This is a genomic window from Pseudomonas sp. PME37.24/025 (genome assembly GCF_055556615.1).
In genome coordinates this window covers 41,058-54,968 of sequence record NZ_JBVHNK010000011.1, presented here as the reverse complement: position 1 = coordinate 54,968, position 13,911 = coordinate 41,058, and the positions used below count along the sequence as shown (strand labels likewise).

Here is a 13,911-nt window from a genome sequence, read left to right as displayed (position 1 = left end):
CAGTAATTGACACCCCCAGTCCCTTGGCGTGTCGCGTTGAATGGTCACAATTTGGGTTGGGCCGTTGATGCGGGTGCCGTTGACACGGGCCCGGGGTTCGTAGTCTTCGTCCTCGTATAGAAAAAGGCTGGCTTAATCGCAATAAATGTATAAGTTCAAATTTTCATTGTAGGTATTATTTAGGAAGTTTATTAAGTTATTCAAATCGGTTGAATTTTGTTTGCTGGTTTTCATTGCTTTTTTTATTTCAGCTATTAGAGGTTCTATTTCACCAAAAAGAATGCTGGTGTCGGAGTAGTAATCGGAAAATTTATGTATTTTCGGGAAGTCTTTTTTGGGTTTTGCGATGCTCAGCAGAATATCGTGTGCGTCTTCACTTAGAGAAAATACGGGAGTTTTTTCATTAATGTTTTTTTGACTTTCTGAAGCCATAAAATCGAGTGGCATAGGGGTACCTGATTTTTAGGACGGGAAGGCTGTTACCACTTCGCCGTGTTTGTTGAGGATAACAGTCATTTTATTTTGGTGCTCAACGATGCTGGTTTGCTTGTTGGTGCGAGATCCAACGGGTTTTCCGAAATCAAGTTCGTATTTTGTATTGCCCTGCTTATCTTTCTGATAAGTCGCGGTGCCTCGGTTAACTGTTTTGTTCACCATGCGTTTCAATTTCTGCTCGTTGCCGACAGTAAACTTGCTCTTATGCGACCAGCGTGGGCCCGGAGTTCTAAAGTGACGTTCGTAAACATGTTTCCAACCTTTTTTTGTCCATTTCGGTCCGCTGCCACAAGACTTGAGTCCAAGCGGATCTATCCACCCAAATGGATCGAGTACATATTGATATAGATTGATTCCCCCCGCCAACCCAATCGGGTCCGGCGTCGTAAACCGCCCCACATCCGGATCATAAAACCTGAACGTATTGAAATGCAGCCCCGTCTCCCGGTCCAGGTACTGCCCCTGAAACCGCAGGTTCTGCTCTTCAATGTAATACGGCTCGCGCACCTCTTCTAACGTGTTGCCCCACACCCGATAAGTCGCCTGCCAGACGTTGTGGCCGTCCGCCTCGGTTAGCTGTTCCGGTAGGCCGTTGAGGTTGTTGTGGTAATAGCGGACTTTTTGCAGCGGTCCGGTGCCGTCGACGCGGGCCAGGGGTTCGTAACCTTCGTCTTCATAGAGGTAAAGGCTGGTCTGGCTGTGTTTATGTTCCTGCAACAGGCGCAGGCCGTCCCAGGTGAAGCGGGTTTCGCCGAGTGGGTAGCCGTTAGTGTCGTGCTCGGTTTTTTCGATGCGCCGGCCCAACGGGTCGTAGGTCATCCTGACCACGCTGCCGTTTTCATTGCGTACTTCAATCAATCGGCTTTCGGCGTCGTAACCGAAGCGCTGCAGGCCCCGCTTAGCGCTGCGTTTTTCGATCATCCGGCCAAATGCGTCGTAGCGGTAACGCTTGTCCTGGTAGGTCAGCAGTTTGTTGTGTACCACCAGTCCGGCGCCGGGTTGTGGGCCGTCCAGCAGGTTGGCGGCGGCGTCGTAGGCGAAGGTTTCGCGTTGGCCGTGCAGGCTGTCCTGACTGGCGATGATGCGGCCGGTGGCGTCGTAGTGCAGCAGTTGGCGGTGTTGCGCGGCGGGTTGTTGGTCGAGTTTGCCGATCAGGTTGTCGGCGGGGTCGTACTCGAAATGTTTCTGCACGGCGGCCGGCATCAGCGATGGCTGGCTGGTGTGTCGGCGTTGGCGTGAGCGTAAGCGCCCGCTGCGATCGTATTCGCTGCGGGTGCTGATCTGGCCTTGGGTGCGCAGCACTTCGCGGTGCAGGCGATCGCGTTCGAAGTCGCTGATGACCTGGCCGTCGAGGTTGATCTGATGCAGGTGGCCGCTGCCGTAATACAGGCGATTGATCCAGCGGTCGTCGGGCAGTTGGGTCTGGATCAGGTTGCCGAGTTCATCGTAGTGGTGGTGCAGGCTGCCGGCCGCGCTTTGTTCTTCGAGCAATTGGCCGAGGGCATCGTAGGCGAAGCTCAGGGTTTGTGCGTTGCCGTGGTGGTCGGTAAAGGTGACGGCGGTGAGCTGGTCCAGCGGGTCGTAGGTGTAGTCGGTACGGCCATCGTCGGTGAGTTTGGCGATCAGCCGGCCGACAGCGTCGCGTTCCAGTCGATGAACGACGGGGGCCAGGGGCGTTTCGGGGACGACGGCCAAGCCGGTGCCATAAGGCGCCGGAACAGCCGTTACCGCCGCGACGTTATCCAACAGGTTATAGGTGTAGCGCTTGGCGCTGCCGTCGAGATCTTGTTGTTCGGTCAGTCGATCAGCTGCGTCCCAGGCAAACCGATAACTTTCGCCGTTCTCGTTGGTCAGCGCTTGCAGCCGCCCATAGCTGTCATACCCGAACTGCACTTGCCGGCCATGGGCGTCGGTGCGCTGACGCACCTGGCCGCGACGGTTGTGTTGATAGAGCGTGGTGTGCCCGGCCGGGTCGGTATAACCGGTCAATTGGCCGCTGACGTCGCGCTGATAGTGCTCGGTACGGCCGCCCGGCAATTGGCTGCTGAGCAACCGCCCTTGGGCGTCGTAGCTGAATTGGGTGCGCTCGCCGAGGGCATCGGTGATGGTTTGCAGATAGCCCCGGTTGTCGTAAGTGAACCGCGTCGGGTAACCCGAGCAATCGATGTGTTCGACCAATTGGCCGAACGGGTTCCAGCGCAGCTTTTTGCTTTTACCGGTGGCGTCGATGATCTCGACGACCTGGCCGTGGGTGTCGTAGCGGTATCGGGTGATGTGGCCCAGCGGATCGGTTTCGGCGAGGCAGTTGCCGCGCTGATCGTAGCGATACTGCCAGCTGTTTCCGGCGGCGTCGGTGTCTACCAGCGGCAGGGCCCAGTGCTCGAGCCATAGGGTCGAATCGCTGCGGCCCAGCGGGTCGGTTTCGCCGATCAGGTTGCCAGCGTCGTCGTAGCTGTATTCGTAGTGCCCGCCCTGCGGGTCGGTGGCGCTGAGCAATTGGCGCTCGTCGTTCCACTCGAACTGCCAAGTCTGGCCGAGGTTGTCGGTGTACTCGGTGATTTGGTGTTGGCTGTTCCAGCGCCGCGTACTGACGCGCTGCAAACCATCGGTAATGCGCGTGACACCGGCGACGAGGTCATAGTCGAGCTGGTAAGCGTCGCCCTCGTCGGTCCAGTGCCGGACCACGCGCCATTCACGGTCTTCAATCAACGCCCATTCATAGAAACAACGTAGCCCCGTAGGCAACTTATGCTCGACCATCCGCTGCCCGGCATCGTAGGCGAAGCGCCGTTGCACCTGGCCGGTGGCGTCGCGCACTTCGGCCAGGTTGCCGGCTGCGTCGTAGCCATAGCTGGCGAGTATTTCGCGATGTTGGTCGGGGTACAGGCGTTCAACCCGAGCCACGCGACCGCCTTCTTGAATCAGCTCGACCTGCACCAGATCGAAGGTGTCGCGCAGTCGAACAAGTTGCCCGACGCCGTCATAGTCGAGATAAATGCGGTTGTCATTGCGGTCACCCAATTGATCAAGGCGCAGCAGCGCCGTATTGCCCGGCGTTGGATTGAACAACCGGTACACACCGTCATCGCTTTCAATCAGCAACTGCCCATTAACGTGGCGTCGAACACTCAGCCCTTCACCCGCACTGAACACCGCGCCGCCCAAGGGGATCGAACCCATGTCGATGCGCCGCGCCTGTTCATCGGTGTAGACCAGCGTTTCGCCGCCCTCGGGATGAGGCAGGATTTCAACCCGCACCTCATAAGACACACTCCAACCCGCCCCGAACAACCCGTTGCGACGCTCGTCGCGGCTGTTGTAGAAACGCTGCCAATCCATCGGCAAGATTCCAGGCAACACGAAATCCAGCTCATCGTCACCGCCCAGCACCTTGGCCCCGGTCGCCGCATGCACCGGGTTCGACGAGCCCATGGCGGCGTTGGCCATCGCCCCCATCGCGCTGCTGACGGCCATCGACGTCGCGCCACCGACCAGCATGCACGGCAGGTTACTCAGGAATTTGCCCTTGCCGCCCTTGAGCATCAGCAACGCCGTGACCGCCAGCCCCACGCCCGGGGTCTTGCCGCTGCGGATCTCGCGCACCACCACCGAACCGCCGCCAATGGTCACGTTGGAGGAAATCAGCCCGGAGCCCACCACCTTGGCATCGCAGGTGCTGCGGTCGCCGCTGCGCACGGCGGGCTGGCCGTTGATGGTGACTTTGTCCGAGCCCTCGGCCAGAAACTGCGGCGGCATCGGCGGATGCTTCATGCAGACGAGCAGGTCCAGCGGCTTGGGCACCGCGCCGGGCGCCGGGGTGGCGACGGTAGGGCGCCACATCTGCGAGAAGAAGCTTTCGGCCATGTCGAGGTAACTGGCTTCCGCTTCGGGCTCGGGTATTTCCAGCTCGGTGCCGGCCGGCGCGACATGGGACGGGATCGCCCCGGCGGCCCTGGCGGCGGGAATGTTGTTGGTGAGGGTGTTGGTGGAGCCGGTGAGAATGTTCGCCTGCACTGTGGGCGGAAACAGCGAATTACTGAAACTCTCGCATAAATTGCTCAGGCCCTTGTCGGCCCCGGTCTTGCTCATGGCGAGGCCGACGATCGTGCCCACCACCAAGCCGAGCACGACGCAACCCAACCCCCCGGTGACGACCGTGATGCCCGTGGCCGCCACCACGGCGGCGGTGGCCAGCGCGGTAATCGCAATGTTGGCCGCTACTTCCAGCACACCGCCGAGGATGTCGGCCATCATCGAGGTGTGGTTGAGTGCATCGCCCAGCCGGGCGGCCCAGAGTGCGTCAGACATGCAGGGTGCTCATCAGGCCGGAACGTCGAACAACAGCGAACTCTTGATGATCGCCCAATGCGCGGCTTCGGCATCGCCAAGTTTTTCGGCCTTCACGTAGCTCAGGGCGAGCATTTTGCGGGTGCCGGGCAACACCAGTGCCAACTGGTATTGGAAGACTTTGTCGTTGCCCTTGTTGAACTGGCTGCGCAATTCGATGCCTTCGACTTCCTGGTTGGCGCCCATGCGCACGGCGACGCCCGGTTGGAAACGCAAGTCTTGCACTTGCTTTTCCAGGCGCTTGAGCTGATCGTCGAAGTTGCTTTGCAAGGTTTCGCCCTCAGCCAGCAAGCTGCGGCTGACAATCAGCGAAGTGCCCAGTTCAGGGAACTTGAGGATGTTGATCGACGCGTCTTGCAGTTCGCCTGCCGGCAGTTGGAACTGGAGTTCATTGATTCGGTAAGTCATGGAACACAGCTCTCGTGATTAGCCCTTGGGCTTGGGAAACGCGGCATTGATGTTGGCGTCGATGCTGGCCTTGACGCCCTGGCCATCAGGCGTAGCGCCAGCGCCGCCGCCGTTGTTCAGGTGCAGCACGCCGCCGGTGTTGAACTCGGCATCACCGCTGGCATAGAAGCTGATTTGCACGCCGGTCAGGTTGATCTGGCCGCTGGCATTGAGCTCCAGGATGCTTTCACCACAGACCAGCCGCAGGTTCTCACCCACTTCAATGACGTAGCTCTGGCTGATGCTGTCGGTCTTGCGCTGACCCACCGAAAGAATGTCTTCCTGTTTGACGATACGCAGGCGGTTGTTGCCGATAGTCACCGTCTCGTTATGCCCGATGCTCTTGTTGCGGTCGTGGCCCACCGAGTGGCTTTCATCCACCTCGACCACGATGTCCTGGTTGCGCTCGGCATGGATGTACAGTTGCTCGGCGCCTTTCTTGTCTTCCATCCGGATTTCGTTGAAATTCGCCGGCGTGCCGCCCTTGCTCGAACGGCTTTTGGTACCGCTCTGAGTGGCATTGGCGGGTAACGCATAGGGTACGGTTTGTTCGGCGTTATACACACGACCGGTGACGATGGGCCTGTCGGGATCCCCTTCAAGGAAGCTGACGATCACTTCCTGCCCAATGCGCGGGATCTGCACCGTCCCCCAGTTCTTGCCTGCCCAAGCCTGCGACACACGTATCCAGCACGAACTGTTTTCGTTGGACTGGTCGTGGCGATCCCAATAGAAATGCACTTTCACCCGACCGAACTGGTCGGTCCAGATTTCCTCGCCCTTGGGGCCAACCACCAGTGCGGTCTGCGGACCTTTGACGATGGGGCGGTGGGTGTTGGGCAGGGGGCGGTAGCTTTGTTGGGCGTCGATGCAGGTCAGGCTGCTTTCGAACTGCGCCGAAGCGGCAGCGCCGCCGGTTTCCCCGCTTCCCTGGGCGACGTAGTAACGGGCGCCGACGATCAGGTATTCGCGGTTCTGGTCCTGGCGGCTGAAGCCGGTGAGGCTGAACAAATGACCGGACCCCAGACCCCGGGCGTTGCCGGCGAACTCGACCTGTTCGTGCAGGGTCTGCAAGGCTTCGATGCGGGTGCGGGCATAATGTTCGCCGTCTGCACTTTGCACATAGGTGCCGGGATAGTCGTACAGCGGGTAATCGCCTGCGGTGTGCGGACGAGGCATGGCCGAGCGCACGTCAATTCGCGCGCTGGGGCGCTGGAAGTCGTAGTCGTTGAGTTCCAGCGAGCCCGGCTGGACTTCCTGGGCCAGGTGCCAATCGTGGATGTGGTCGCGTTCGCGCTGCTGTTCATTCTTCGGGTAGTAGGGCACCGAAGCATAGCCGGGCGCGTTGGTGTGGGCGCCGTAGGCATCGGCCAACACCAGCACATGACGACCCTGTTCATGGCGGAAGAAGTAGTAGATTCCCTCCTGCTCCATCAGGCGGCTGACGAAATCGAAACTGGTTTCGCGATACTGCACGCAGTATTCCCACTCGCGATAAGGCCGGCTCAGGGCATCTTCGAAATCGGAAAACCCCAGGTCGCGAAAAACCTGTTTGATGATCTGCGGGATGGTCAGGTTCTGGAAAATCCGGCAATCGGACGTGCGGGTCAGCAGCCATAGCCAGGGCCGCAGCGTGGCCTGGTAGCTGGCGAACTGGCCCTGGTCGACGTTCTGGCTGCAACGGGCAACGATGCCATGGAAATAGCGCTCGCCACCGCCGTCCAGTTGCAGGCTCAAGCACATGGGTTTGCCCAGCAACTGGTTGAGGTCGATGGCGTTGTCCAGTGAGTGCAACTGCAGCTCGTAGTTGAACAGCCGCCCCAGCTCTTCGCCGCCGCCCATGTCCTTGAGCAACAGCACATCCGGCCCCAAGGGGCTGGTGATTTTTGCCAGGCGTGAGAGTTGCTTGAATAGCATCAGTTATCCCGTAAACGTTGTAATCGCCGCGCCGCTTTTCCCAGCAGAAACCAGATCAAATGTGGGAGCTGGCTTGCCTGCGATAGCGGTGTGACATTCAGCATTGATGCCGATTGATACACCGCTATCGCAGGCAAGCCAGCTCCCACACTGACCGCATTCCTCCAGGGGCTATGCGGCGTCGCTGAAGTCGTAGTGCAATTCGTTATCCCGGGCGCTGATCCGCACGCCTGCCAGCGCTTTGCCTTCGAGCATGCGGGTGAGGAACTCGCGGCTCATGTCCGGCAGCAGGCTGTTGGTCAGGATGGTGTCGATCATTCGCCCACCGCTTTCGGTTTCGGTGCAGCGGGAGACGATCAGGTCGATCACCGCGTCGTCGTAATCGAAGGCCACTTTATGGGTGTTCTCCACGCGCTTTTTGATGCGGTTGAGTTGCAGGCGGGTAATGGCCTTGAGCATCTCGTCGCTGAGCGGGTAGTACGGAATGGTCACCAGGCGGCCCAACAATGCCGGCGGGAAAATCTCCAGCAGCGGCTGGCGCAAGGCCTTGGCGATCTCTTCGGGCTCGGGCACGTTTTGCGGGTCTTTGCAGACCCGGGCAATCAACTCGGTGCCAGCGTTGGTGGTCAGCAGGATCAAGGTGTTCTTGAAGTCGATCACCCGGCCTTCGCCGTCCTCCATCACGCCTTTGTCGAAGACCTGGAAGAAGATCTCGTGCACGTCCGGGTGGGCTTTTTCCACCTCATCCAGCAGCACCACGCTGTAGGGTTTGCGTCGCACGGCTTCGGTCAGCACGCCGCCTTCGCCATAGCCGATATAGCCCGGTGGCGCGCCCTTGAGAGTGGACACGGTGTGAGCTTCCTGGAATTCGCTCATGTTGATGGTGATGACGTTCTGCTCACCGCCATACATGGCTTCGGCCAGGGCCAGGGCGGTTTCGGTCTTGCCCACGCCGGAGGTGCCAGCGAGCATGAACACGCCAATCGGCTTGCTCGGGTTGTCCAGGCCCGCACGGGAGGTCTGGATGCGTTTGGCGATCATCTGCAAGGCGTGGTCCTGGCCGATGATGCGTTTTTTCAGGTGCTGGTCGAGGTTGAGCACGGTTTCCAGTTCGTTACGGGCCATGCGGCCCACCGGAATCCCGGTCCAGTCGGCGACCACCGAAGCCACGGCCTGGTAATCGACCGTCGGCAGAATCAGCGGGGTTTCCCCTTGCAGAGCGCTGAGGCGCTGCTGCAGGTCCACCAGTTTCTCGCGCAGGGCGTGGCTGTCTTCACTGCCAACGTCGCTGTCTACCACGCCGACGCTTTCGCGCAGGGTGGCGCGGGTGGCGAGCAGTTCGTCCACCAGGGTTTTCTCTTCGGCCCAGCGGCTTTCGAGTTCGGCCAGGCGTTCGCGCTCGGCGGCCAGCAGGTTCTCGCTGTTGCTCTGGCGGGCGCCGATGACGATGCCGATGGCGTGCTCGCGGGCGATGATTTGCAGTTCGGTTTCCAGCGCCTCGATGCGACGACGGCTGTCGTCCACTTCGGCCGGCACGGCGTGCAGGCTGATAGCGACCCGGGCGCAGGCGGTGTCCAGCAGGCTCACGGATTTGTCCGGCAACTGGCGCGCCGGGATGTAGCGATGGGACAGCTTGACCGAGGCTTCCAGGGCTTCGTCAAGGATCTGCACCTGATGGTGTTTTTCCATGGTCGAGGCCACGCCGCGCATCATCAACAGCGCCTTGTCTTCGGACGGCTCGGCGACTTGCACCACCTGGAAGCGGCGGGTCAGGGCCGGGTCTTTCTCGATATGCTTCTTGTACTCGGCCCAGGTCGTGGCGGCCACGGTGCGCAGGGTACCCCGGGCCAGGGCCGGTTTGAGCAGGTTGGCCGCGTCCCCGGTGCCGGCGGCGCCACCGGCACCTACCAGCGTGTGGGCTTCGTCGATAAACAGGATGATCGGTTTTGGCGAGGCCTGGACGTCTTCGATGACCTGGCGCAGGCGCTGTTCGAATTCACCTTTCATGCTCGCGCCGGCCTGCAACAGGCCGACGTCGAGGCTGCGCAGTTCCACGTCCTTGAGCGCTGGCGGCACGTCACCGGCGACGATGCGCAGGGCAAAGCCTTCGACCACGGCGGTTTTACCGACACCGGCTTCACCGGTCAGAATCGGATTGTTCTGCCGGCGGCGCATGAGGATGTCCACCAGTTGGCGGATTTCTTCGTCACGCCCGACAATCGGATCTAGCTTGCCGCTGCGGGCCTGCTCGGTGAGGTCGACGGTAAAACGCTTGAGCGCTTCCTGCTTGCCCATGGCGCTTGGAGCCATGGCGCCACTGGCTTCACCGGGCACGCTGCCTGCGTTGAAACCATCGCTGGCGCTGAGCGCATTTTCCGGCGAGTCACCGACGTATTCGTCAAAACGCTCGCTCAGGGCTTCGACCTTGATCTTGTCAAACTCCGCCGACAGCCCCAGTAGCCCATGGCGCAGGCTCGGCGTCTTGAGGATGCCCAGCACCAGATAACCGGTGCGCACCTGGCTTTCGCCGAACATCAGGCTGCCGTAGACCCAGCCACGTTCCACGGCTTCTTCCACATGGGAGGACAAGTCAGTGATTGAAGTCGAGCCGCGTGGCAAACGGTCCAGGGCATCGGTCAGGTCCCGGGCCAGGCGCGCCGGCTCGATATTGAACTGACGGATGATGCGGTGCAGGTCTGAGTCCTGCAATTGCAGCAACTGATGAAACCAGTGGGCCAGTTCCACATAAGGGTTACCGCGCAACTTGCAGAACACGGTGGCGGCTTCGATGGCTTTGTAAGCCACGCTGTTGAGTTTACCGAACAACGCGGCGCGACTGATTTCACCCATGCTCTTGGCTCCTTGAGGTCTGTGAGGTGTTGGCTTGCTCGGCGTAATGCCGGGCCAGTATTAGATCGTTGGCATCTTTTTCAGGACGTCCCAGCCAGGTGTTGAAACCCAGGCGGAAGCGCCCATTGAGTTGCAACGCCGGTACTTCGGGCTGTTTCAGAATCAGGTTCAGGTCCCAGTCCAGTTCATGGCCCAGGTATTCGGCCACCCAGGCCACCAGCTCATTGAAGGGTTGGCTGCCGGGCAACATGCCCATGTAGTCATCCAGCTTGAGTGGGCCCAGGCGAATACGGAATTTGTGCTGGCGATCCCAGACGTAACGCCCCAGGCAAAAATCCATGCCCAATTGATGGGCGCTGACACCCACGCGGCTGCGTTCGGGCAGCTCCAGCCATTGGCCGACATACTCTTCGATCTCCACCGGCAGGCCGAAGTACTCGCTGAGAATGGCCTTCAAACCGTCCGGGTAGCGGGTTTGTGCCGACAGATGACCGCTGTAATGCAACTTCGCCGTGTCGGGGATCCGCCCTTGTTTGAGCAGGCTCGGCATGCCCCGGCCGCTCAGTGCTGCCAGGCGTGCCGACCAGTAGTCATCGTCCGGGCGGTCATGGCTGACCGTCGGCCGCGCTTCGGCCCAGGCCCGGTAAAACAGGCTCAGCAGGCGGTGATGGAACACATCCAGGAAGCGTTTACTGGTGCTGTCGGCGTTGTTGCGCTGGCGTTCGCGCACATATTCGGTGATGTGCAGCGGCAATGGGCCGTTGGGGCCGCCGAGGCCGAAAAAGAACTGCTCCAGGCGCGCCGGCGCACCGTCGATGCCTGGCTGTACCGACGCCAGAGTCGCCGGGGCGAAGGTGCAATCGGCTTGTTGCCCAAGACGCAGCGGATCATCGGCCAGACGCAACGAATGGCCCAGGCGCGGCAGTTCAGGCGATTCGCACTCGATGCGCCGCAACGCCTGGAAGAAGTCGTATTCCCAGGGCTCCCTGTGCATCGCGTCCAGGGTATTCACAGGGTCGGACGGCGTCCGGGCTTGGCTTTCCATCGCATGATCTCGCCGCGTTCGGTGGTACGGATCACCGTCTCGGTAAAGCTGTTGATCGACACGTAGCGTGCCAGGAAGCGTTCGAACACTGCACCGAGCAAGAAGACTCCAGTGCCGCGAAACGCGTTTTCATCGAATTCCAGGGTGATCTCCAGGCCACGACCAAACACGATCGGGCCCGGCATGGGCAAGCGTCGGGTGCAGGCCTTGCTGCTGACTTCGCGCAGGCCTTCGATCTGCAATTGCAACGCCGCATCGTTGCTGTCGCCGTACAGGCGCAGCAGTTCGCGCAGGGCGGCGGCGCCCTGGCCTTGTTCGCTGAGGGACAAATAATTCAGCGAAAGCTGGCTGATCAACCGCCATGCCTTGGCGTCGTGGGCATGGCTGGCGCGTGGGCGACTCGGGCCTGCCACGCAGCGCACCGCCGCTACCGGTGCGCTGTCGGCCAGGGTGAAATCGGTCTTGCTGTTGCCCACGCTCATGAACAGCGGCAGGTCGCGGTTGGTGCACAACGCTGTTACGCCCAGTTGACGCAGATCGTGGCGATAAGGCGCCTGCTGGCTGTCCACCAGGCTGACGAAGGTTTCGCTGCCGATGTAAGTCGAGCGCGGGCCGTTGCGCCGCTGACCGCTGGACAGCACGCGGGGTTCGCGCCGCACCGTGTACCAGGCCTGATCGCGGCCGTAGCGAGACGGATCGCGTACCGCATAGAACGGCAAAAAAGGCTGCTCCGACCCGGTGCCGTGGCCGGTGAGGGTGGTCAGGGAATGAATCTCGAAATCCATCGGCCGGGTGCGGTCGGCGATCACATGGTGTTCATTGACCCGTTCCGACAAGTGAATGCGATCCAGGCGCTTGGGAAACAAGTTGATTGCCGGGGTGCAGAACGGCAGGAACTGCGCGGCTCCGACGCTGCCTTCCAGGCTCGGATCGTGACGGTCGAACAGCACGATCAATTCCAGTTCCTGGCCGCCGCAGCGTTTGACCGCACGGCTCAACTGGGTGAAATCGACGAACAGAAAGCGGTGGGGCAGGGCGAAGTATTCCTGCAGCAGGCGATAGCCCTGGAAGGCCCGCGAGACCACTGGCAGTGCGGCGTCGGTATCGTCGAATCCCTGGGAGCGCAATGCGTCCTGCGGCAGGCGTTCCACCCAATCGCCGCCGGGCTGACGGGCGAACACGGCGCAGACATTGCCCAGCAGCTGTTCGTAGAGGCGGAAGGGTTGTTCGTCTGCGCCGCTGAGGTACAGCGGCAGGTTGTCCAGGGCCAGACTGTTGAACGGTAGTTCGGCGCCGGTGCGCAGGGTCAGGCGCAGACCGGCCTTGGCCTTGGGTTCGCTGGCGGCCAGGCGCCCGAGCACGGCGGACGGGTTGCCGAAGTACTCGGCCTGGCTGACCTGCAGCGGCCACAACGTCACCGCGTGGGCGGTGCGGTACTCGCAGCAGGTTTGGGTTTCGCGGCCCAGGGCGGCACGCAGGACCGTGTCCCGGGGCAGCGGGAAGCCGCTGCTCAGCGAGCCTTCATCAGGGTCGGCCTGCAATTGCACCACGGTCATCGACGGTGTCGGCGCCAGGTAATGGGGGTACGCGATTTCCAGCAGGTTATGAGTGAAGGTCGGGTATTCGGCATCGAGCTTGAGTTGTACCCGCGCCGTCAGATAAGCAAACCCTTCCAGCAAACGCTCGACGTACGGGTCGGCGCAGTCCATGCCGGACAACGTCAGCCGACTGGCGATTTTCGGGTATTCCTGGGCGAACTCCGCCGCGCTTTCGCGCACGTGGTGCAGCTCCTGGTTGTACAGTTCCAGCAGGCGCGGGTTCATGAGCGTCTCCGTTGTTCGGCGTTGATCACTCGCACATGGCCGGATTCCAGGTCCAGGTCGGTTTGCAGCATCAGGCGCAGCGGCACCGGCTGCGCCCAAAGGTCGCCTTCGATCTCGAAACTCAGGGCGTTGTGGTTCATCTCGGCGGATGCCCGGGCCCGCACGCGCAAAGTGTTACGCAGAATCCGCGGTTCGAAGGTGGCGATGGCCTGGTGGATCAGCGCTTCAAGCGCCGCGATATCGACGTTCGACGCACTGTTGCCGGCCAGGGCTGGCAGCCCGAAGTTGACCACTGACGTGCCGGCCTCGGTGTGCAACGTCGCATCGGCGCTGAGCAACGACGTGGTGTTGAGCAGCCACGCCAAATCACGCAGCACCGAGGCTTTCAGTTGGGTCAGGGAGAGCACGCGCTTGTCGGCGCTTTCCTTGAGGTTGCTCGGGTCGTCGTCGGTCAACCGGTCCAGCAGGGACGGTTGCAGGCGATCGCGGGTGGCGATTTCGGTTACCACGAGAAATGCGCCACGAAATTTTTCTGGTCCATGCCGCCGGTCATGCAGCCAGCACTATGAGCGACTTTCGACACTTCCATGGGCTGACCTTTGATTTGGCGGATGGCCTGATACCGAGCGTCACAATCACGGCTGGGAGCGGGTTCGGGTGTGGAGTGCTCCACGATAATGATTTGGGCGTTGTTGAAGGTTTCGACCCGTGGTTGACCCTTGCGGTCGACGCTCAGAAAGCACGGCCACGACATGTCTAGTTTCAAGATGCTTTGGTCCTGTTTGCGTAACGCACATTGCTGATCGTGGTTTTCCAGAGTCAATGTTTGTCCGGCGACAATGACTTCATTGCTGGGGGCAGCAAGTGGTTGCTGCCCGGCCCAGGCGTTGAGGCTCAACGGCAGGCAGCCGGACAGCAGCATCAACAGGGTTCGTTCGATCATTTCAACCCTCAAAGCCCAATCTGTTTTGCGCGATGCGCAGAGTC

9 protein-coding genes are annotated in these 13,911 nt (G+C 60.8%); all 9 read right to left on the bottom strand.

Going from position 1 to position 13,911, the window contains the following annotated elements; translation table 11 throughout:
* Window positions 1-132: 132 nt before the first annotated feature.
* Window positions 133-447: a hypothetical protein gene (locus ACZ3HH_RS20175; protein ID WP_465807036.1), complete on the bottom strand. Its 315-nt coding sequence runs from the start codon at window positions 445-447 to the stop codon at window positions 133-135.
* Window positions 448-462: 15 nt separating this feature from the next.
* Complete coding sequence (locus tag ACZ3HH_RS20170; RefSeq protein WP_465807034.1) at window positions 463-4,803, bottom strand: RHS repeat-associated core domain-containing protein; 4,341 nt, start codon at window positions 4,801-4,803, stop codon at window positions 463-465.
* 12 nt (window positions 4,804-4,815) lie between these two features.
* The gene (locus ACZ3HH_RS20165) at window positions 4,816-5,250 is read right to left on the bottom strand and encodes a DcrB-related protein (RefSeq protein ID WP_465807032.1); all 435 of its coding nucleotides are present in this window, start codon (window positions 5,248-5,250) and stop codon (window positions 4,816-4,818) included.
* An 18-nt stretch (window positions 5,251-5,268) separates the two neighbouring features.
* The gene (locus ACZ3HH_RS20160) at window positions 5,269-7,206 is read right to left on the bottom strand and encodes a type VI secretion system Vgr family protein (protein ID WP_465807030.1); all 1,938 of its coding nucleotides are present in this window, start codon (window positions 7,204-7,206) and stop codon (window positions 5,269-5,271) included.
* A gap of 171 nt (window positions 7,207-7,377) precedes the next feature.
* Window positions 7,378-10,056 (bottom strand): type VI secretion system ATPase TssH, encoded by a 2,679-nt coding sequence (gene tssH / locus ACZ3HH_RS20155; RefSeq protein ID WP_465807028.1) that lies wholly within the window; start codon window positions 10,054-10,056, stop codon window positions 7,378-7,380.
* Window positions 10,049-11,101 carry a type VI secretion system baseplate subunit TssG gene (tssG, locus tag ACZ3HH_RS20150; protein WP_465807026.1) on the bottom strand — a complete coding sequence of 351 codons (1,053 nt, stop codon included), beginning with the start codon at window positions 11,099-11,101 and terminating at the stop codon, window positions 10,049-10,051. Before tssG ends, tssH begins: the two co-directional genes overlap by 8 nt.
* Window positions 11,065-12,924, bottom strand: coding sequence for a type VI secretion system baseplate subunit TssF (gene tssF / locus ACZ3HH_RS20145; protein ID WP_465807024.1), 1,860 nt, complete (start codon window positions 12,922-12,924; stop codon window positions 11,065-11,067). The genes tssG and tssF overlap by 37 nt, the downstream gene beginning before the upstream one ends.
* Window positions 12,921-13,433: a type VI secretion system baseplate subunit TssE gene (tssE, locus tag ACZ3HH_RS20140; protein ID WP_465807022.1), complete on the bottom strand. Its 513-nt coding sequence runs from the start codon at window positions 13,431-13,433 to the stop codon at window positions 12,921-12,923. Before tssE ends, tssF begins: the two co-directional genes overlap by 4 nt.
* Window positions 13,427-13,867 carry a hypothetical protein gene (locus ACZ3HH_RS20135; protein ID WP_465807020.1) on the bottom strand — a complete coding sequence of 147 codons (441 nt, stop codon included), beginning with the start codon at window positions 13,865-13,867 and terminating at the stop codon, window positions 13,427-13,429. Before ACZ3HH_RS20135 ends, tssE begins: the two co-directional genes overlap by 7 nt.
* Window positions 13,868-13,911: the final 44 nt, after the last annotated feature.

Excerpts from the sequence above, each read along its gene's own strand:
- ACZ3HH_RS20165 (WP_465807032.1), bottom strand. The coding sequence starts at position 5,250 with ATGACTTACCGAATCAATGAACTCCAGTTCCAACTGCCGGCAGGCGAA.
- tssG (WP_465807026.1), bottom strand. The coding sequence starts at position 11,101 with ATGGAAAGCCAAGCCCGGACGCCGTCCGACCCTGTGAATACCCTGGAC.
- ACZ3HH_RS20175 (WP_465807036.1), bottom strand. The coding sequence starts at position 447 with ATGCCACTCGATTTTATGGCTTCAGAAAGTCAAAAAAACATTAATGAA.
- tssH (WP_465807028.1), bottom strand. The coding sequence starts at position 10,056 with ATGGGTGAAATCAGTCGCGCCGCGTTGTTCGGTAAACTCAACAGCGTG.
- tssF (WP_465807024.1), bottom strand. The coding sequence starts at position 12,924 with ATGAACCCGCGCCTGCTGGAACTGTACAACCAGGAGCTGCACCACGTG.
- ACZ3HH_RS20160 (WP_465807030.1), bottom strand. The coding sequence starts at position 7,206 with ATGCTATTCAAGCAACTCTCACGCCTGGCAAAAATCACCAGCCCCTTG.
- ACZ3HH_RS20135 (WP_465807020.1), bottom strand. The coding sequence starts at position 13,867 with ATGATCGAACGAACCCTGTTGATGCTGCTGTCCGGCTGCCTGCCGTTG.
- ACZ3HH_RS20170 (WP_465807034.1), bottom strand. The coding sequence starts at position 4,803 with ATGTCTGACGCACTCTGGGCCGCCCGGCTGGGCGATGCACTCAACCAC.